18 protein-coding genes and 1 pseudogene are annotated in these 18,740 nt (G+C 55.8%); 18 read left to right on the plus strand and 1 reads right to left on the minus strand.

What is annotated here, in order from left to right:
- Positions 1 to 64 precede the first annotated feature (64 nt).
- The 17 genes and pseudogenes from NNL35_RS17260 (at position 65) to NNL35_RS17340 (ending at position 16,902) form a co-directional block, all read left to right on the plus strand.
- A complete protein-coding gene (locus NNL35_RS17260; protein ID WP_040731672.1) occupies positions 65 to 271 on the plus strand; it encodes a hypothetical protein in 207 nt (68 codons plus the stop codon).
- Positions 272 to 601: 330 nt separating this feature from the next.
- Positions 602 to 731, plus strand: a pseudogene (locus tag NNL35_RS30810) (transposase); the annotation flags it as partial.
- 406 nt (positions 732 to 1,137) lie between these two features.
- Positions 1,138 to 1,860, plus strand: a complete 723-nt coding sequence (locus tag NNL35_RS17270) for a response regulator transcription factor (protein WP_254553620.1) — start codon at positions 1,138 to 1,140, stop codon at positions 1,858 to 1,860.
- The gene (locus NNL35_RS17275) at positions 1,850 to 2,866 is read left to right on the plus strand and encodes a sensor histidine kinase (RefSeq protein WP_006677410.1); all 1,017 of its coding nucleotides are present in this window, start codon (positions 1,850 to 1,852) and stop codon (positions 2,864 to 2,866) included. The genes NNL35_RS17270 and NNL35_RS17275 overlap by 11 nt, the downstream gene beginning before the upstream one ends.
- A 98-nt stretch (positions 2,867 to 2,964) precedes the next feature.
- A complete protein-coding gene (locus tag NNL35_RS17280; protein ID WP_006677409.1) occupies positions 2,965 to 3,885 on the plus strand; it encodes an ABC transporter ATP-binding protein in 921 nt (306 codons plus the stop codon).
- Positions 3,878 to 4,612, plus strand: a complete 735-nt coding sequence (locus NNL35_RS17285) for an ABC transporter permease (RefSeq protein ID WP_006677408.1) — start codon at positions 3,878 to 3,880, stop codon at positions 4,610 to 4,612. Before NNL35_RS17280 ends, NNL35_RS17285 begins: the two co-directional genes overlap by 8 nt.
- Before the next feature lie 63 nt (positions 4,613 to 4,675).
- Positions 4,676 to 5,269 (plus strand): undecaprenyl-diphosphatase, encoded by a 594-nt coding sequence (locus NNL35_RS17290; RefSeq protein WP_006677407.1) that lies wholly within the window; start codon positions 4,676 to 4,678, stop codon positions 5,267 to 5,269.
- 349 nt (positions 5,270 to 5,618) lie between these two features.
- Positions 5,619 to 6,989 (plus strand): MATE family efflux transporter, encoded by a 1,371-nt coding sequence (locus NNL35_RS17295; protein WP_100226361.1) that lies wholly within the window; start codon positions 5,619 to 5,621, stop codon positions 6,987 to 6,989.
- A 131-nt stretch (positions 6,990 to 7,120) separates the two neighbouring features.
- Entirely contained in the window at positions 7,121 to 8,119 is a 999-nt protein-coding gene (locus NNL35_RS17300) for a beta-ketoacyl-ACP synthase III (RefSeq protein ID WP_006677405.1), read from the plus strand.
- Positions 8,109 to 9,317: an ATP-grasp domain-containing protein gene (locus NNL35_RS17305; RefSeq protein WP_006677404.1), complete on the plus strand. Its 1,209-nt coding sequence runs from the start codon at positions 8,109 to 8,111 to the stop codon at positions 9,315 to 9,317. Before NNL35_RS17300 ends, NNL35_RS17305 begins: the two co-directional genes overlap by 11 nt.
- A complete protein-coding gene (locus NNL35_RS17310; RefSeq protein WP_006677403.1) occupies positions 9,314 to 10,312 on the plus strand; it encodes an NAD-dependent epimerase/dehydratase family protein in 999 nt (332 codons plus the stop codon). The genes NNL35_RS17305 and NNL35_RS17310 overlap by 4 nt, the downstream gene beginning before the upstream one ends.
- Positions 10,313 to 10,383: 71 nt before the next feature.
- Positions 10,384 to 11,256 (plus strand): MBL fold metallo-hydrolase, encoded by an 873-nt coding sequence (locus NNL35_RS17315; protein WP_006677402.1) that lies wholly within the window; start codon positions 10,384 to 10,386, stop codon positions 11,254 to 11,256.
- Entirely contained in the window at positions 11,253 to 12,575 is a 1,323-nt protein-coding gene (locus tag NNL35_RS17320; RefSeq protein WP_006677401.1) for a F390 synthetase-related protein, read from the plus strand. Before NNL35_RS17315 ends, NNL35_RS17320 begins: the two co-directional genes overlap by 4 nt.
- Positions 12,572 to 13,735 (plus strand): GNAT family N-acetyltransferase, encoded by a 1,164-nt coding sequence (locus tag NNL35_RS17325; RefSeq protein WP_006677400.1) that lies wholly within the window; start codon positions 12,572 to 12,574, stop codon positions 13,733 to 13,735. Before NNL35_RS17320 ends, NNL35_RS17325 begins: the two co-directional genes overlap by 4 nt.
- A 14-nt stretch (positions 13,736 to 13,749) precedes the next feature.
- Complete coding sequence (locus NNL35_RS17330; protein ID WP_254553621.1) at positions 13,750 to 14,619, plus strand: SDR family oxidoreductase; 870 nt, start codon at positions 13,750 to 13,752, stop codon at positions 14,617 to 14,619.
- Positions 14,620 to 14,796: 177 nt separating this feature from the next.
- Positions 14,797 to 15,759, plus strand: coding sequence for a stalk domain-containing protein (locus NNL35_RS17335; protein ID WP_006677398.1), 963 nt, complete (start codon positions 14,797 to 14,799; stop codon positions 15,757 to 15,759).
- A 240-nt stretch (positions 15,760 to 15,999) separates the two neighbouring features.
- Positions 16,000 to 16,902 carry a cupin domain-containing protein gene (locus NNL35_RS17340; protein WP_006677397.1) on the plus strand — a complete coding sequence of 301 codons (903 nt, stop codon included), beginning with the start codon at positions 16,000 to 16,002 and terminating at the stop codon, positions 16,900 to 16,902.
- A 61-nt stretch (positions 16,903 to 16,963) separates the two neighbouring features.
- Here the strand turns inward: NNL35_RS17340 and NNL35_RS17345 are convergent, their stop codons facing one another.
- On the minus strand, positions 16,964 to 17,944 hold the full coding sequence (locus tag NNL35_RS17345; RefSeq protein WP_006677396.1) for a DMT family transporter: 981 nt from the start codon (positions 17,942 to 17,944) through the stop codon (positions 16,964 to 16,966).
- A 116-nt stretch (positions 17,945 to 18,060) separates the two neighbouring features.
- On the opposite strand from NNL35_RS17345, the gene NNL35_RS17350 reads away from it, so the two are divergent.
- The gene (locus NNL35_RS17350) at positions 18,061 to 18,630 is read left to right on the plus strand and encodes a helix-turn-helix domain-containing protein (protein WP_006677395.1); all 570 of its coding nucleotides are present in this window, start codon (positions 18,061 to 18,063) and stop codon (positions 18,628 to 18,630) included.
- The last annotated feature ends 110 nt before the right edge of the window (positions 18,631 to 18,740 follow it).

The following is an 18,740-nucleotide window of genomic DNA, read 5'->3' on the forward strand; positions in this document are numbered from 1 at the left end:
GCATGACCGGGTACGGGAGATTACTGCGGAATAGTGAAACGGGTGCGAAAGCCATTGGCAACCAATGAGTCTGCTGCGGCTACCGTTGCATCCGAATCGCGGAATATTGGAGAAGTTCAGGGGGGCTCTCCCGAATCCGGATGATTTGAAGGACATGCTTGCGCGGGTGATGAGGCTGCTGGCCAGGCAAGGCCTGTCCGACAAGGAATTGGTGCATACGGAATGGAATCCGACCGCCTATCATCGGGAATTGACGAACATGGAAATGTGACCTATACCCTTCCTCAAAACGTAAGAGAGCTTCGTTAAAAAGCATGAATACGTGTACGATGAGCATGATGACGGTTACCTATGTCCAGCAAATGCGGTACTGTATTACAAAACTGCGAACCGTGATGGTTATAAAATGTATCGCTCGAACCCGGCAATCTGCAGAGCTTGTCCGTTCCCGGCCCAATGGACAGAGAGTAAGAATGCAGCAAAGCGTATTAGTCGACATGTTTGGGCTGAATGCTGAATCGGGTGAAGAGGCGGAGCAGCTTCGCCATACAGAAGAAAACAAACGGATCTATGCGCATTGGAAAGAAACAATAGATCGTGTTTTGCTGATGCAAAGGAGAAGCATGGTATGCGGTGGACGACCATACGAGGGTTAAAAAGAAGGTCCGCGCAGGCCGATGCTTGTTATTGCTGCCATGAACCTCCAACAAATGGCGACCTGGCTCTGGAAGACCGGTCGCACCTCTCCTATCTTCACTTTCGAGTTTGTAAATATGGTTAAAAAACGTCGAGAACTCCCGCGGTTGCAGTATTTCGCGGGAGTTTGCCTTCAATCTGAGGCTGCCGGAATGTCCTGCAGTCTTTTGCGCGCATGGACGCCGAGCGGCCTCGGGCGAGTCGCGGGTCTGATCGGTCGCATTCCGGAGATTTCTTGATATCGTTCCTCGCAAGCGCAGCTCCGAGTCTTTCATTTCCGTCACATTGATAGCGGACAAGCCAGTTATCCTGTAATATGATCATGGACGACTCGATCACCAAGCGGCCATACGCTTTGTTCCGCCTGGTGGCATCGAGCTTGTCCCAAGGTTAGATCATGGTTTCAGTGACCGCCAATAACGTTGTGGAGACGGTGAGAAGATGGAAGAGATTCGCGTGCTTATAGCCGATGATGAAAAAGAAATTCGGGATTTGGTGAAAAAGTATCTGGAACGAGAAAGGTATCAGGTCGATACGGCGGTCGATGGAGAGGAAGCCCTTCGCCTGTTCGAGAGCCATAAATATAATTTAATCCTGCTGGATCTGATGATGCCGAAGATCGACGGCATTGAAGTGTGCAGGAGACTGCGCAATATGACGAATATTCCGATCCTGATGCTGACGGCCAAGGACCAGGAGATCGATAAGATTTTGGGGCTGGGCATCGGAGCGGATGATTATATGACGAAGCCGTTCAGCATCAACGAATTGGTTGCGAGAATCAAGGCCCATTTGAGACGGTTTTTGGTGCTGGGCAGCGAGGCCGGCAGCAGCGAGGCCCAGGAGGAGGCGCTCATTCGCTATAAAGGCTTGACTGTCGATCTGAAAAAATATTCGGCGGCGATAGAAGGAGAAGAGATTGCGCTGACAGCCAAAGAATTTGAGCTGTTGAAGTTTTTGGCCTCCCATCCGGAGCAAGTATTTACGAAGACGCAAATCTTTCGCCAGGTGTGGGGCAGCGCCTATGTGGAAGACGACAATACGGTGATGGTCCATATCCGCAAGCTCCGCAAAAAGATCGAAGCCGATCCGTCCGATCCGAAATGGATCCAGACCGTGTGGGGAATCGGGTACAAGTTTGCAGGTGAAAGAGATGAAGCGTGACAAAACGATCCTTCTTCTCGGCGCGCAATTATTGCTGATGACCGGTCTTATTGCGATAGAGGCAACGAACCAGCCCCAACGATTCCTGCGCGGGGCTTTATTTATTGCGCTTGCGGCGATCACGGTCATTCTGCTGCTCATGCGATTCCGATTCAGGACCAGGCTGACCGGCATGGCCGCGGCGCTGAAGCGGGCGGGAAGCGGTAATGTGAATACCCGCCTGCTGGCGAATGACGAGCCGTTCATCAATGAAGTCATATTCGCGATCAATGAGCTGATCGAGCAATTGGATAAAATCCGGGTGCAGACGATTAAGTCCGAGGCGGCGAGAAAAAGTCTGTTATCCAACATTTCCCATGATATTCGGACGCCGCTGACCTCGATTATCGGATATGTGGATGCCCTGAGCGACGAGATTGCGGCCTCCCGCGAAGAAAAGCAAGAATATGTCGGCATCATCTCGAGGAAGGCAACGGCCTTGAAGCAATTGATCGATGAAATCTTCCATCTGGCCAAGCTGGATGCCGATGAAGTTCCGCTGCAGCCGGAGAAGCTCGATTTGGCTGAAATGGCGCGCGAGGCAGTCATCGCGTTTTTGCCCGAGCTGAAGCAGGCGGACATGAAGCTGACCGCATCCATTCCGGAGGAGAGATGCTTGGTTACGGCGGACCGGCTCAGCCTGCAGCGAATCATGAACAATATGATAAAAAATGCGGTCCAGCACGGACGCGAAGGACAAGCACTGGGCATCGAGCTGACAGAGCATGCCGGCTCGTATCATCTGACCATCTGGGATAAGGGGCAGGGCATCCCGGAAGATGAATTGGCCAAAGTGTTCGAACGGATGTACCGGACTGAGCGGTCGCGCAACCCGATGTACGGAGGAAGCGGCCTGGGACTTGCCATCGCGAAGGCGCTGGTCGAGAAGAACGGCGGGAAAATATGGGCGGAAAGCGAGCCGGGACAAAGGACCTCGTTCACCTTTTCCATTCCGAAACACAGTTAAGATTTAATTAAGAACGGATTAAGAGGCATTTAAAATCGCCCGCTTATTATAGAGCTATGGGCTGGCGAGCACATCGCGCCACAGCAGGAGGTGCAGCAATGACCGCAATTATCAAAACGACCCAGTTAACGAAAACCTATAACGAACAAATCGCGGTGGACAACCTGAACATGACGGTAAAGCAAGGTCAGATTTACGGCTTTCTCGGCCAGAATGGCGCAGGCAAAACAACGACCATTCGCATGCTGCTCGGCTTAATCAAGCCGACGCGCGGGGAGATCGAAATGTTCGGAGAACATCTGTACGCCAAGCAGAAAGAGATATTGAGGAGGGTGGGCTCTATCGTCGAGTTTTCAGGCTTCTATGAAAATTTGACGGCCCGGGAAAATCTGCTCATCAATGCCAAGCTCATGGGCGTTCATAAAAAGAATGCCATCGAAGAAGCGCTCGAGATCGTCGGGCTGCAGCATGAGCCTGCCAAGCTGGTCGGCAAATATTCCTTGGGAATGAAGCAGCGGCTGGGCATCGCCCGCGCCATCCTTCATCATCCGGAGCTGCTCATACTGGATGAACCAACTAACGGCCTGGATCCGATCGGCATCAAGGAGATTCGGAAGCTCATAAAGTCGCTGGCCGAAGAACGAAACATAACGATTCTGATTTCGAGCCATATTTTATCCGAAGTCGAGCAATTGGCGGACGAGATCGGGATTATTCATCAAGGGAAGCTGCTCGAGGAGATCTCCTTCGCCGAGCTTCGGCGGCGGAACCGCAAATTTCTGGAATTCCAGGTCTCGAATGATAATCGGGCGGCCATGCTCATGGAACAGCATTTCGCCATTTCCGACTACGAGGTGCATGACGGGGGGATCATCCGTGTGTACTCGCATATCGGTCAACAGGGGCAGATCAATAAGATGCTGGTTGATCATCAGATCGAAGTCACGCGAATTGCGCTGAGCGAAGATGGATTGGAAGATTATTTCATTCAACTGATAGGGGGCGGGACGATTGGTTAATCTGGTGTACACCGAGCTTCTGAAGCTGAAGCGGGCCAAAATGTTCATGGTCAGCCTGATTGGTGCGGCCGCGGCCCCAATTATGGTCTTTATCGGATATCTGGATTACATGGCCAAAAAGCCCGGCATGCCCGTCTTATTCAGCGAGGCATGGTCGGAGACCAATCTGTATACGACCCTGCTTATCGGGACGCTGCTGTACGGAGTCATCACGGCTTATCTGTTCAACCGCGAATATGCGGAAGACACCTTGAAAAATCTGTTGACTATCCCGGTGTCCAGAACCGGTCTCATTGCCAGCAAGCTGGTGCTGCTGTTCCTGTGGATCATGGTATTGACCTTTACGTCGTGGGGGCTGACATTCATCTTCGGATTGCTCGCGCAGTATGAAGGCTTGACTGCCGGCGTCGTGCTGCAATCGCTGAAGAAGTTTTTGATCGGGGGCAGCCTGCTGTTTCTCTTGTCGACTCCGACGATGTTCGTCTCTTTTCTGTTCAAAAACTATGTGCCGACCATTATTTTTACGGCTGTGATCACGATGGGGAACGTGGCGCTGGCCAATCGGGATTATAAGGCGATCTTTCCGTGGTCGGCGGTCCATGTTATCGCAGAGAACGGCTTCGTTCCCGCTTATCCTCCGCTGTATTCCTATACGGTGATTATAGCTGCCGCGGTCATCGGACTGGCTGCCACGATCGTGTACTTCAAGAAAACGGATATTCATTGAAGTCGAGCTGTTGATTCTGTCGTCTTATAGAAATAGAAATACATTTAGAGGAGGAATGTCATCTTGTCTCAATGGAATATAGATATCTTTCGCGCCATTAATGATCTGGGCAAGCAGTTCGCTTCCCTCAACCCTGCCGCCGTCTTCGTGGCGGAATATATGCTGTATGTGCTCGCCTTGGCCATGCTTGTCTATTGGTTCACCCGCAGCGGCCGGAACCGAATGATGGTCATCCAGGCTGGACTTGCTTTTATCTTGGCGGAAATCATGGGCAAAGCGGCCGGCAAGCTCTACTCGCATCATCAGCCGTTCGCGGAGCTTCCGGAGGTCAACAAGCTGATCGACCATGCTATCGATAACTCGTTTCCGAGCGATCATACGATTCTCTTCTTCTCCGTCTGTGTCTCCTTCTGGCTCGTGCGCAGGAAGGAAGGGTGGATCTGGCTTGCGCTCGCATGCTGCGTAGCCGTCTCCCGGATCTGGGTAGGGGTTCATTATCCTGTAGATATCGCGGCGGGAGCGCTTCTAGGCATTGTATCCGCCTTAGTCATGTACTGGCTTGTGCCGAAGCTCGGGTTCATAAAGCGATTGCTAGCTCTGTATGAACGAGCGGAACGGCGCATCCTGCCGAGCAACAGCAAATCCGATAGCTTTTGAGATTCAAGACCCCCTTGCTTATTGAGCAGGGGGGTCTTCGCGTTCCTGGGCAGCAGAACTATATAACATTCAAAAACAGGCATCAACGCAGAACTGTTTAAAGGTATCTATAAAGCATTCATTATATAAAATGTATCTCTCCTCATCTATTGGGTTAAAAGTGGGTTAAATCGGCTCGTAGAGCGTTATAATAGTGTGAAAATTATGTGTTCACCATCAATTTCAAATATGATATAGTGGGGAAAATGAATTCAATAGCAAAATATGGGGAAGAGAGGGGAGGAGGGGAAGTTGTTTCAGCGGATAGAACGAGACGAATAACAGAAGGAAGGTAGCAATGAAACAGGATATGAACGACCGCTTTGCGAATGAGCGCATTCCAAAATTGATCCTGTCGCTGAGCATGCCTGCCATAGCAGCACAGATGATCAATGCCTTGTATAACGTAATCGACCGCATGTATATCGGGCGGATGCCTGATACAGGCACGCTAGCGCTTACCGGGATTGGCGTCACCTTCCCGATTATTATGATTATTTCCGCTTTTGCCGCATTGATCGGCTTTGGAGGCGCTCCGCTCGCTTCCATTAAGATGGGAGAGGGGAAGCAGGACCAAGCGGAGCAATTATTGGGCAGCTGCTTTTGCATGCTGCTGATTGGTTCCGTCGTCTTGACGGTCACTTTTGGGGCGATCAAATCTCCGCTGCTCGTATTATTCGGGGCCAGTCCCGACACACTGCCGTATGCGGATTCTTATACAGGCATCTACTTGATCGGCACGATCAGCGTGCTCCTCTCATTGGGTTTGAATCCGTTTATCGCTGCACAGGGCTTTGCCAAGACCGCGATGGCTACGATAGGAGCAGGCGCTGCGCTTAATATAATCCTCGACCCGATTTTTATCTTCGGGATGGGCATGGGAGTTCATGGCGCGGCCATTGCTACGGTAATGTCGCAGACCGTATCAGCGATATGGGTACTTTGGTTTCTCGTATCGAAGCATAGCCGTCTGCGCCTGAGGTGGAAGAACATCCGCGTCGGACCCAAGACAGCCTGCAGTGTGCTTGCATTGGGGCTATCACCTTTTATTATGCAATCAACCGAGAGTTTGATTCAGATTGTCTTCAACACTTCCCTTGCACGCTACGGTGGAGATCTATATGTCGGCGCCATGGTGATTATGAGCAGTCTTATGCAGCTTTTTTCACTGCCGCTGCAAAGCTTTGCCCAAGGGGTGCAGCCCATTATCGGATACAACTATGGATCCGGCGACTATGGGCGAGTCAAGGCAACAATCAAATACTGTACGATTTTCTGCGGGATGTTGGGCTTGTCGATGTGGGGCGTGGCCATGTTTCTCCCCCGGCTTCCGATTATGATTTTTACCGATAACCCCGAACTGATCGATCAGACGATGCGTCTGATGCCGATATTTTTCCTGGGCACGTGCATCTACGGGTTTCAGCTGGCGTTTCAACAAATATTTATCGCCTTGGGACAAGCAAAGGTATCGATTTTTATTGCTGTACTCCGAAAAATCATATTGCTCATTCCGTTAGTGTATCTTCTGCCGATATTTATCTCGCCGCAGGCCACGGCCGTTATTGTTGCGGAACCGATCGCGGATATTTGTGCGGCGGCGACCTGCTGTGTTCTATTTGCCTATACAATAAACAAGCTTCTATCGGTGAAAATAGAGGAACATAAAACCTCTCTATAGCCGCAGCAACTAAGCCGATCTTCCCAGGAGGAAAATCGGCTTTTATCATTATATTTTCCTAGTCTACAGCAAGGAGCTCTATGATAAAATTACCTTCAATGAGCATTTTTCAACATTGGGGAGGACACTGCGTGCATAACCGACAAGTGAAACTGCTAGCTAGCGGCAAATATTTGCCAAGACGAAAACTGACATCCGCCGATATGGATCGGCTTCTTGGCGTGCCGGACGGCTGGGTGCAGAAAAAATCCGACGTAGTGGTCCGCCATTTCATTGAAGATGAAACGGCTTCTTATATGGGGGCACAAGCCGCCCGGGAGGCGATGCGCCAGGCCGGACTTCGTCCGGGCGACATCGATTGCATTGTATGCGCGAGCGGCACCCAGGAACAGCCGATTCCTTGCAATGCAGCTCTGCTGCAAAAAGAGCTGGGACCTGAATGGTCCGGCATACCGGCTTTTGATATGAATTCGACTTGTCTGAGCTTCCTCGTCGCTCTGGATGTTATATCTTATATGATCGAAGCTTCCCGCTACCGCCGGGTGCTGATCGTCTCGTCGGAGATTGCTTCCACCGGCCTCAATTGGCAAGACAAACAGAGCGCCGCCCTGTTCGGAGACGGGGCCGCGGCGGTGATTGCCGTCAGGGCGGAGGAGACGGAATCGTCCCGGATCGCGCATACCGCGATCCGCACTTACGCGGACGGTGCCGAGCTGTCGGAAATACGCGGCGGCGGCTCAAGGCTGCATGCGACGGCCTGCAATGGGGATAATCGGGAGGATTTTTTGTTCCGGATGGACGGGCAGGCCATATATCGGATGGCTTCGAAGCTGCTGCCGGATTTCACGAAGGAGCTGCTGGACGCGGCCGGCACGCGCATGGCTGACTTCCGGCTTGTCATCCCGCATCAAGGCAGCGCGATGGCGATGAGGCTGCTGCGCCGTAAGCTCGGAATCGCCGAGGAACAGCTTCTGTACATTACGCCGAATCACGGCAATACGATTGCCGCTTCGATCCCGATGGGCCTGCATGAAGCGATGACGCAGGGGCGCATTCGGCGCGGGGACCGCATCCTGCTGCTCGGGACGTCGGCGGGGATGACGCTTGGAGGAATGATTATTGACTACTGAGGCGGAGCCAACCGCCGTTCTCATCACCGGAGCAAGGGCGCCGGCCGCGCTGGAGTGGGCCCGTCTGCTTCATGCGGCGGATTGCCGGGTCTATGTCTGCGACAGCCTGCCCGCATATGTGAGCCGCTTCTCGCGCGCGGCAGCAGGCGCCTTCACCGTGCCCGCGCCGAGAGACGGTGGGGAAGCTTTTGCCGATGCCATTGCAGAAGCGGTTGCGAAGCATTGCATTGCGCTTGTCGTTCCGACATGCGAGGAGATTTTTTATTTGGCCCGATACCGCGAACGGCTGGAGGAGGCCGGCGCCGCTTTGTTCGCGGACAGCCTGCCGGCATTGCTGCGGCTTCATCATAAGCTGGACTTTATCCGGACGGCTGCCTCCCACGGCTTCCGTGTTCCGGATACGCGTCTGATCGAGACGCCGGCCGACTTGAGGGAAGCGCTGTCCGCTTGGTCTGACCGGGAACGGGTCGTGCTGAAGCCGGTCTATTCCCGGTTCGCTTCTCAGGTGCAGATCGGCAGCCCCAGGCCGGGCCGGGCCCAAATTCAAGCGCCCGCGAATCTGTCGCCCGCGAATCCGTGGGTGCTGCAGCAATATATCGAAGGAGCGCCGATCTGCACCTACAGCATCGTGCGCCACGGACACGTGGTGGCGCATGCGGCCTATGAGGCCCGCTATCGGGTCGGGCTCGGAGCGGCCGTGCAGTTCGCTGCGCTCGAACACCCGGGCGCGCTCCGCTGGGTTCGCCGCTTCGCCGAGGCTGAGCGGCTGACGGGCCAGATTGCGTTCGATTTCATAGAGGCGGCCGACGGGATGCTGTTCCCGATCGAATGCAATCCGAGGGCGACGAGCGGAATTCATCTGTTCGCCCCGGAGGACGGGATCGCGGAAGCGGCGCTGCGCCATGCCGATCCGGCTCGCGAACAGGGGCTGATCGCTCCGCCGGACGGACGCCAAGCGATGATCGGGTTCGCGATGGCCGCATGTCTGCTGCGCCGCGGGCTGACGTGGGCGGAGCGCAGGGAAGCGCTTCGCGCGCTGCGCAGGAGCCGGGATGTGCTATTCCGGGCTCGCGATCCTTGGCCTGTCCTGGGGCAAGTCCCGGCGATGTTCGCCCTGCTTCGCCTTGGACGGGAGCATGGCGTGCCGCTGATGGAAGCAAGCACAATCGATCTGGAATGGAATGGTGATGCGATATGAAGGCATTGGTAACAGGGGCGACGGGTTTTCTCGGCATGTGCCTCGCCCGGCGGCTGCATCAGGCGGGCTGGGATGTCACCGCCGTCGGCCGCGACAAGGGGAGGGGGGCGCGGCTGACGGCCGCCGGCATCCGGTTCCTTCCATTGGATCTGGGCGACCAGGATGCCGTGCTGCGCGCGGGCGAACAGCAGCAAGCGGTGTTCCACTGCGCGGGGCTGTCCACCGTGTGGGGCACGTATGCCGACTTCCATGCGGGCAACGTCACGGCCACCGAGCATCTGCTCGAAGCCGCGCAGCGTCACGGGGCGCAGCGGTTCGTATTCGTCTCGACGCCGAGCGTCTACTTCGATTATACCGACCGCCTTGAGGTCGGCGAGGACAGCAAGCTGCCCGCCCGCTTCGCCAACGATTATGTCCGCACGAAATATATGGCGGAGGTACGGGTGCGCGAAGCGATGGACGGCGGACTGTCCGCGATCATTCTGCGCCCGCGCGCACTCTTCGGTCCCGGCGACCGGGCGCTGTTCCCGCGCTTGATGAGGGCGAACCGCGAGCGCGGAATTCCGCTCATCGACGGCGGCCGGGCGCTGCTGGACTTGACCTATGTGGACAATGTCGCGGAGGCGTTGATCTGCTGCGCGAGCGCGCCGGAATCGGCCTGCGGGCAAGTGTACAACATTAGCAACGGCGAGCCGATCCGGTTCATCGACGCGGTGAACCGCTTGTTCGCGGAGATGGGCGAGACGCCGCGGTTTCGCCGCGTTCCGTACCGGGCAGTCATGGGCATGGCTGCGGGAATGGAGGCGGTATACCGGCTGTTCAAGCTGAACGGGGAGCCTCCGATCACGCGCTATTCGGTCGGCGTCGTCAGCCGCAGCCAGACGCTGGATATCCGCAAGGCGAGAGAGCAGCTCGGTTACGAGCCGCAAGTCAGCTTGCAGGAAGGCTTCGCGCGCTTTGCGGCATGGTGGAAGAAGGAGCACGCGTCCCATTGAATGAACGGGATGACCGATTAACCTCATTTTTCAGAATAGACAGGACGGAAGGACAGGATGGAGTGGAAGCCATGAGCAGCATCAATCGCACCGCAGTTCGGCTTACCTGGCTGATGACAGGCTGGTGCACGCACCCGGAGTGGGTGACCATAAGGAACGGATCGCTTCGCAAGGCCGTGTTCCCGGCGGGCTTCGCCGTCATCGAACACCCCGCGAAGGGGATTGTCCTCTTCGATACCGGTTACGCTTCCCGCTTCTTCGAGGCGGCGGCGGGATGGCCTTATCGCTTGTACCGGATGATCACGCCCGTCCGGTTCGAAGAGAGGGAAGGCGCCGCCGCACAGGTGAAGGCACGGTTCGGGTCGGAGGCGGCCGATGTGGGAACGATCATCGTCTCCCACTTCCATGCCGATCATATCGGGGGATTGAAGGATTTCCCGAACGCCCGCTTCCACTGCTTCCGATCCGCATACGAGGCGGTTCGGGGCAAGCGCGGGTGGTCTGCGCTGCGCGCCGGTTTCTTGCCGGAGCTGATGCCGGATGATTTCGAGGCGCGTTCGGTTATGATTGCGGATACGGGCGAAGGAGCAGAACGGATGAAGCTGCCGGACGGGCTGCCATTCGCTTATGGCTTCGACCTGTTCGGGGACGGCAGCGTCGTGGCGGTTGACGTGTCCGGGCATGCGCACGGACAGATGGGGATATTCGTGACGACGGAGCGCGGAACCTTCTTCCTGTGCGCGGACGCTGCCTGGTCCAGCCGGGCCATCCGGGAGCGCCGGCCGCCTCATCTGGCCGCCGGGATCATTATGTCAAGCCGCTCCGATTACCGGGACCGCTTCGAGCGGCTGTGCCGGCTCCATGAAGCGCGCCCGGATATTCGCATCGTGCCGAGCCATTGCCGGGAGGCGGACCGGCATGTCAATCAGGAGGGGAATCCATGAGAGCGACACCGCTCATCGCATTTGCTTCACGTTATCTCCATACGCTGCGCATCGGGAGGATTCGCTCCCGGTCTGCGCTGGAGCGGTGGCAGGAGCGGAAAATCGTGCGCCATATCGCGACAGTGCGCGCGCGATCCTCTTTTTACCGCGAGCTGTGGGAAGGATGGCCCGACACGGAGTGGAGACAATTTCCGATTATCGAGAAAGCGGAGATGATGACGCATTTCGATCGGCTGAACACGGTCGGCGTCTGCAAGGAGGAGGCGCTGGAGATCGCGCTGCGGGCGGAGCGTACCCGGGATTTCCGCTCCGCCATCGGCTCGGTCACGATCGGGCTGTCGTCGGGAACGAGCGGGAACCGCGGCCTGTTCATCGTCAGCGAGCGGGAACATCTCGCCTGGGCGGGAACTGTCCTGGCGAAGCTGCTGCCGGGAGCGCTGCTGCGCGGCGAACGGATCGCCTTCTTCCTCCGGGCGGACAGCAAGCTGTATCAGAGCGTGCGGCAGGGCCGGCTGCAATTCGCCTTTTTCGATCTGCTGTCTTCGTATGACGAGCATATCGAACGGTTGAATGCGTTGCGCCCGACCGTCGTCGTAGGGCCGCCATCCCTGCTGCGGATGCTGGCGGCCTCCCGAAGCGCGGGGGAGCTGCCGATCCGGCCCCGCAAGATCATCTCGGTCGCGGAAGTGCTCGATCCGCTCGACCGCGCCTTCATCGAAGCCGCCTTCGAGCAGCGGCTTCACCAGGTGTACCAATGCACCGAGGGCTTTCTCGCGTCGACCTGCGCTTACGGCACGATTCATATCAATGAGGATATCGTTCACATTGACAAGGAATACGTTGACGCGGCTCACGGCAAATTTGTTCCGATTGTGACCGATTTTTCCCGTCTTGCGCAGCCCATTATCCGCTATCGGCTGAACGATATGCTGACGGAGAAAAAGGACGTTTGCCCGTGCGGATCGCCATTTATGGCCATCGAATCGATCGATGGCCGCTGCGATGATCTGTTCTACGTGCCTGCCGCCGAGGACAGCGGGAAGACGATTCCGTTATTTCCGGACTTCATCTCCCGGGCGATTATCGGGGCGTCGGACCGGATTGAGGAATATGAGGCGGTGCAGTTGTCGCCGGAGCGGATGCGCGTTGCCCTGCGCATCGATCCCGCTTCGCGTCCGCAGGCAGAGGAAGCGGTGCGCGCGATGCTGGGCGACCTGTGCCGGCAAGCGGGCTGCCAGCCAATGGGGATCGAGTTCGCGCCGTATGTGCGAACGGCGGGAGACCGGAAGCTCAGACGAGTGCGGAGGAGTTGGACATGAAGACCGATTCCATTTTGCTCTATGATGCGTCCACGATCTCCGCTCTCGCCTGGCCGGATACCGCGGACGGGCGGTACGCCAAGAGCTTCCTGCTTCCGCTGATGGAACCGGGCGTGTCCGCGTATATCCGCAACGCGAACACGAGACTGATGGCATTGAGCGTGGACGGCATGATTCTGCCCGCCACGGTCGGAGACGGGGAATACGGCGACAATACGTTCGTCTGCTCCCCGTACACCCATTATGTCCGTTATGCGAAGCAGGAGCTCGACAGGCTCCCGAGCCGGCCGCTGCGGGCGGGCCTGTCGGTTCTGTTGAACGGGATCGGCGCCGGGCTGCGAGCCGCGCGGTTCGACTCCTGCGTGATGGTCAACAATTGGCTGTTGTCAACCAATCTGTATCCGGAACGGTTTGCGGCGAGCCATATGCGCGATGTCGTCCGTGTATTGAAGATGCAGTTCCCGCGGCATGCGATTATGCTCCGCTCGCTGACTTCTTCCCTGCATGCCCCTCTGCTGGAGGCTTGCCGCCAAGAAGGCGCCTGCCTCGTGCCGAGCCGGCAGGTATATCTGCTTCGTCCCGCCGATCCCGAATGGCAAAATGCCAAGGCGCGCTGGCTGCTAAAGCGGGATTATGCGCTGATCGAACGGCATGGCTACGCGATCGAAGGTCCCGAGCATATTCAGGAATCGGATGTGCCCCGAATCGAGGAGCTGTACGGCAAGCTCTATCTGGAGAAGTACTCGCGCTTCAACCCGGACTTCTCCGCCGACTTCATTCGCCTTGCCCTGCGGGACGGCATTTTGCAGCTTCACGGCTTGCGCAAAGATGGCCGCTTGGATGCGGTGCTCGGATTTTTCTGCCGAGACGGGGTAATGACGACGCCGTTGTTCGGCTATGATACGGCGCTGCCGCAGCAGCTTGGCCTGTACCGGATGCTGTCGGCGGCTCTTCTGGAGCTGGCGCGGGAAAATGGGCATCTGCTGCACGAGAGCTCGGGAGCGGCGCAGTTCAAGCGGAATCGGGGCGCGCGGGCGGATATCGAGTACAGCGCCGTGTTCTGCGATCATCTGCCGCCAGGCACGAAGCTCGCGTGGAGATCGCTGGCCGGTCTGCTGACACGCGTCGGCATTCCGGTGATGCGCAAATACAAGCTGTAGGGAAGGGGAGACCGATGGAAATGACTAAGCGCGATGCAGGCAAAGCGGCGGATCACCCCGTGGCCTTCGTCACGGGCGCTTCGAGCGGGTTCGGCATGCTGGCCTCCGTGAAGCTGGCGGAGCAGGGATACCGGGTAATTGCGACGATGCGGGGCACGTCCCGGCCGGAGGCATTGGCCGCACTGGCGGCGGCACACGGCGTGGAGTCCCGCTTGGAAGTGCGCCGGGTCGATGTTACGGATGCGGCTTCCATCGAAGCGGCCGTGGCGCATGCGCTCGGGGCCTATGGCCGAATCGACCTGCTCGTCAACAATGCGGGATACGCGCAGGGCGGCTATGTGGAGGACGTGACGATGGAGCAATGGCGGGCGCAATTCGAGACGAACGTGTTCGGTGCGATTGCCGCCGCGAAGGCAGTGCTGCCCCATATGCGGGAGCAAGGCCGCGGCACGATCATCAATATCGGAAGCATCAGCGGCCGGATCGCGTTTCCCGGCTACGCGCCGTATGCCGCGGCCAAGTTCGCGATCGAGGGCTTCAGCGAGTCGCTTCGGTTGGAAATGAAGCCGTATGGCGTCGATGTGGTCCTGATCGAACCTGGCGCGTATCCGACGAATATCTGGGAGAAGGGATTCTCGTCCATGGCGGTAGACGATGCTTCCCCATACCGGAACCGTCTGGAGAACATCCTGCGCTTCTCCAGGCAAAGCGCCTCCTCCAAGGCCGATCCATGGGAAGTCGCCCATCTGATCGCGCGCATCGCGGCGGACAAGCGGCCGCGCTTCCGCTATCCGATCGGGAGCGGGGCGCGCCTTCTCCTTGCGGCGAAGGCGCTTCTGCCATGGGCGCTCATTGAGAAGGCGGTCATGCGCATCCTTCGCTGATCGGGCTTCCGTGGGAGAAGGCGATCAGGGCTCTCTGCCAAAGCTCTCTGCCAAATAATTCGCCGCTCTATGCAACCTTCTGCGAATCATCTCCGTCTGAGAGTGTGAAAAAGCGGTCAACCAATTGCGCAATTGGAGTCCATGATATGACCTGCACTCCAGAGAGGATGACGTCGAATGAACAAAACCATCACCGCTTCTCTCGCTTTGGCGATCGCTCTGATGAGCGCACAATCTTTGGCCGGGCCGGTGAGCGCGATGAACGAACAAGGAACGGCAGTTCCCGTGGCACAAGAACGTAATTTTTATGATGCATATGTGAAGCAGTTCGTCCATAACGATAACGGAGAGATCATCGGCACGACCCGCGAGACGAGCCTCAATCAGGACTGGCTGAAACTCGTCTCCGAGCGGTACAGCTTGACCGTTGACGGCCAGAGCGTCGATGCCGGCGCTGTCCTGGACGGTAACTACCTCCTCATTCCGCTGCGGCCGGTCATGGAGGAGATGGGGTACGAATTGACATGGAACGCCGAGAACAAGTCGGTCGAAGCCGTAAAGGGTGCCCTATGGACGAGCGTGGAGCTGAATAAGGATCAGTACAATTACGCGAAGATTCCGATCCAGCTTGGCAAAGCTCCCGTGATCAAAGAAAATAGGATGTACGTGCCGCTGCAATTTGCAGGCGGAGTACTGAAGGCGGATGTGAGCTTGAATGAGCAAGGCGATATCACGATCCAGAGCCGGCCGGATCAGATCCCGGAAGATTCCTTCGGCGGCATGCATTGGGTGATCGTCGTCAATGGCGAAGGCATCGGCGTCCCGTCTGAGGACGTATTCACGACGGAAGATGACGTGATGGTGCCGGCGGAAGCGATCGGGAAGGCGCTTGGCTATACGGTCGAGAATAACAAGGAGACAGGCGCCTGCGAATTCGTGCGCGGCGCGAAATGGATCGCCTTGAAGGAAGGCGGGACCACGGCCGCCGTCGGCAAAATGAACGTCGAATTGAAAACGGCCCCGATCGTCAAGGACGGCAAGCTGTATCTTCCGTTCAGCTCGCTTGCGGATGTATTCAACGTGAAGACGGGCATCGATCCGACCGGCGTCATTGGAATTCAGGAAGAGTTCTCATCATAGACAACAAGAGATAAACATACTTAAGATATGAAAAAGGAAAAGACATGCTTCGGAGAAAATCCCGGACCAAGGGAAAGCTCCTGGCATGTCTTTTATTGTGCAATGACGAAGGAAGAGCAGCAAATACAACAATCCTGCATCTGCTGCGCTTGAATACACGAATTGAAGTACGTTTTCTAAACCTAGACATATGATGTTATTACAAACGCCTATGAAACGTCTATGGAGGGAATGACCAAAATGTACTATGTTCCTCAAACGTACTTATACCCATATTGCGCGAATCCTGACACATCAATATATCACCCGGACTATACGCTAAGAACTCAACAAGAATACTTTCAACAAGTATTTGATGCTATACTTTCCGGAATACAAAGAGAAGCTTCAGCTATTGATCTTTATCGTCGATTAGCCGATGCGGCGCCAAACTATAACCATAGAAATAACATTCTAAATGCCTTGGAATACAAAAAAATGCATTTAAAACGATTTACAGATCTTTATACCTCGCTTACTGGAAGACAGCCTATCTACCAAATGGATAGAGTGTTTTTTCATAGTTATAGAGAAGGTCTAATGCAGGCCCATGAAGCAGGATTGCAGGGTTATGAAGAATATAGAAAGAACTGTTCGCTTACTCAGTACCCGCTGGTTCAAAATGTCTTTTTACATGCCTCTTCTCGAGAAAAAGAAAATGCTGCCCGATTTGCTTCTTTGCGTGAGGAAGTCTTGAAGGATTATGGATCCACGCCGTTTGTCGTTAATATCGAGAAGGTTACTAAGCAAAATAATACGTACCGTACCGCCTTGTGGACAGGAAACTATTTTCAGGTGACGGTAATGAGTATCAACGTTGGAGATGACATCGGGTTAGAAGTTCATCCGGCAACCGATCAATTCATACGTATTGAAGAAGGACACGGACTTGTTCAAATGGGTGATAGCAAAGACAAGTTGGACTTCGAGCAAGAAGCCTATGATGATTATGCAATCATGATACCTGCTGGAAAATGGCACAATTTGACCAATATAGGCAATAAGCCACTTAAAATTTACGTTATCTATGCGCCGCCTGAGCATCCGTATGGTACAGTTCATGAAACCAAAGCAGTTGCAATGGCTTCTGAAAAAAACCACTAATTAAATTGAATTAATAAAGGGAAGCCATAAGAGTGGCTTCCCCGTTCTATTTTCCCGCCTCTTATGCGCTCTGCTCCTTGCCGGCAGCTCCAGGCTTCGCCGGCGCGAACCGCCGTCCCGACAAGCTGGTCGCCATCATGCCGATAATGACAATGATCATACCCGCCATGGACCAGCCCTGCGGGAATGAGCCGTTCAACAGCAGCACTTCGCCCAGCACGGTAAATACCATCGTGCCGGATTGGGTCGATTCGACCGCGGCCAACAGCATCGCGTTATGCTTCGCCATATCGGTGGCGAGGAAGAACAACAGGCTGGCGATCACGCCGGAGCAGATGGCGAGCAGCAGCGCCTGCAGCAGCTGCGGGCTTGTCGGCCAGCCGACGGTTGCCGTTCCGTACGAGCCAAGCAGGATCGCGATCGGCAGACTGCTGATCGCCATGCCCAGCGTGCGCTGGAAGGTGTCCAGCCTGCCGTGGCACAGCTCCATCATCTTGCGGTTGCCGAGCGGATAGAGGAAGGCGGCGACGAGCACCGGAAGGAAGCCCGCCAGCAGCTCGGACATCGTAATTTGCCCCGCTTCGGTCACTTGCATGAGGATGACCCCGATTAATATAATGACAGATATACGCAAGCTTTTATAGGGAATGGCCTGCCGCACTTGGCGCGGCCCATCCGGCCCAGGCACGGTAACGAAAAAGAGCGGCGACAGCAAGGCTCCCGCCAGTATTGTAATCTGCCACGTTCCGGAAGTGAGCCAGGACGGGGCGTAGACCGCCGCGAAGCTGAGCAGCGAGTAGAAGCCGACGCCGCCAAGGGTGCCCCAGAGCAGCCATTGCAGCGGATGCTTGCGCATCTCGCGGAACAGGCCCGCCAGGTTGCCGCGGAAGGCGACGATGGCGATCAGAAAGGGAAGCGCCAGCAGAAAACGGAGCGACGCGGTCCATGCCCAACTCGTGCCGGACAGGTTCATGGCGCGATTGATGATAAAGGTCGCCGAGAAGAACAGCGACGATAATATGCCAACGATGATGGCTCTCATTTGTCTCACCTCATTGATAATCATTTTCATTTAACTACAGTAAAGAATAATATACTATAATAAACAAAAAGTAAACTATAATATTTAATTAATCTATGGTAAAGGTGTGGTGCGGCATGAAGCCTGTCCATGAAGATGAGACGAAAATGCTGATGCAGTCGGTCGGCTGCAACCTCCGCAAGCTGCGCAAGGAGCGGAAGCTGAGTCTGGAGGAGCTCGCGGCGCTAACCGGGGTAAGCAAATTAACGCTCGGCAATATCGAGCGCGGAGACACGAATCCGACGATCGGGATGATGTGGAAAATTTCCAAGCAGCTTGAGGTCCCGTTAATGGCGCTGTTGAAGCCGGGAAATGCGGTATCGATCTCCCGTGCCGGCGAAGGGCCGAAATATGACAGCGACCATCCAGGCTGGACGCTTGAGCCGATGTTCAGCGATGTCAGGGAGAAGCTGGAGATGCATCGCGCGTATGTACAGCCGCATACCGTCTACATCCCGGAGAACCATCACGCCGGCACGATCGAGATCGTGACGGTTATGGCAGGGTCGATCGAATTAACGATCGGAGAGAAGACGTATTCACTGCAAACCTTTGATTCCATCCAATTCTCGGCGACGGAATCCCACCGCTACCACAATGCCGGCGGGGAAGAAGCGGTATTGCATTTGACGATGTGTTACCCTTGACGGGAGAGGGGAAGCGAAAACAACAGCCTATGAGGTACAGCTTGCTGGGAGCACGGCGTGCGCCCAATACGCAAAAAAAGAAACCGTTTTATCGAGATTCCGGTTGAACT

It is taken from the genome of Paenibacillus dendritiformis, assembly GCF_945605565.1.
In the GTDB taxonomy this organism is placed as follows: Bacteria; Bacillota; Bacilli; order Paenibacillales; family Paenibacillaceae; genus Paenibacillus_B; species Paenibacillus_B dendritiformis_A.

What these genes read in the sequence shown, in the direction of transcription:
- NNL35_RS17260 (WP_040731672.1), top strand. Translation starts at nt 65, where the DNA reads ATGAGTCTGCTGCGGCTACCGTTGCATCCGAATCGCGGAATATTGGAG.
- NNL35_RS17270 (WP_254553620.1), top strand. Translation starts at nt 1,138, where the DNA reads ATGGAAGAGATTCGCGTGCTTATAGCCGATGATGAAAAAGAAATTCGG.
- NNL35_RS17275 (WP_006677410.1), top strand. Translation starts at nt 1,850, where the DNA reads ATGAAGCGTGACAAAACGATCCTTCTTCTCGGCGCGCAATTATTGCTG.
- NNL35_RS17280 (WP_006677409.1), top strand. Translation starts at nt 2,965, where the DNA reads ATGACCGCAATTATCAAAACGACCCAGTTAACGAAAACCTATAACGAA.
- NNL35_RS17295 (WP_100226361.1), top strand. Translation starts at nt 5,619, where the DNA reads ATGAACGACCGCTTTGCGAATGAGCGCATTCCAAAATTGATCCTGTCG.
- NNL35_RS17310 (WP_006677403.1), top strand. Translation starts at nt 9,314, where the DNA reads ATGAAGGCATTGGTAACAGGGGCGACGGGTTTTCTCGGCATGTGCCTC.
- NNL35_RS17315 (WP_006677402.1), top strand. Translation starts at nt 10,384, where the DNA reads ATGAGCAGCATCAATCGCACCGCAGTTCGGCTTACCTGGCTGATGACA.
- NNL35_RS17320 (WP_006677401.1), top strand. Translation starts at nt 11,253, where the DNA reads ATGAGAGCGACACCGCTCATCGCATTTGCTTCACGTTATCTCCATACG.
- NNL35_RS17325 (WP_006677400.1), top strand. Translation starts at nt 12,572, where the DNA reads ATGAAGACCGATTCCATTTTGCTCTATGATGCGTCCACGATCTCCGCT.
- NNL35_RS17330 (WP_254553621.1), top strand. Translation starts at nt 13,750, where the DNA reads ATGGAAATGACTAAGCGCGATGCAGGCAAAGCGGCGGATCACCCCGTG.
- NNL35_RS17335 (WP_006677398.1), top strand. Translation starts at nt 14,797, where the DNA reads ATGAACAAAACCATCACCGCTTCTCTCGCTTTGGCGATCGCTCTGATG.
- NNL35_RS17340 (WP_006677397.1), top strand. Translation starts at nt 16,000, where the DNA reads ATGTACTATGTTCCTCAAACGTACTTATACCCATATTGCGCGAATCCT.
- NNL35_RS17345 (WP_006677396.1), bottom strand. Translation starts at nt 17,944, where the DNA reads ATGAGAGCCATCATCGTTGGCATATTATCGTCGCTGTTCTTCTCGGCG.
- NNL35_RS17350 (WP_006677395.1), top strand. Translation starts at nt 18,061, where the DNA reads ATGAAGCCTGTCCATGAAGATGAGACGAAAATGCTGATGCAGTCGGTC.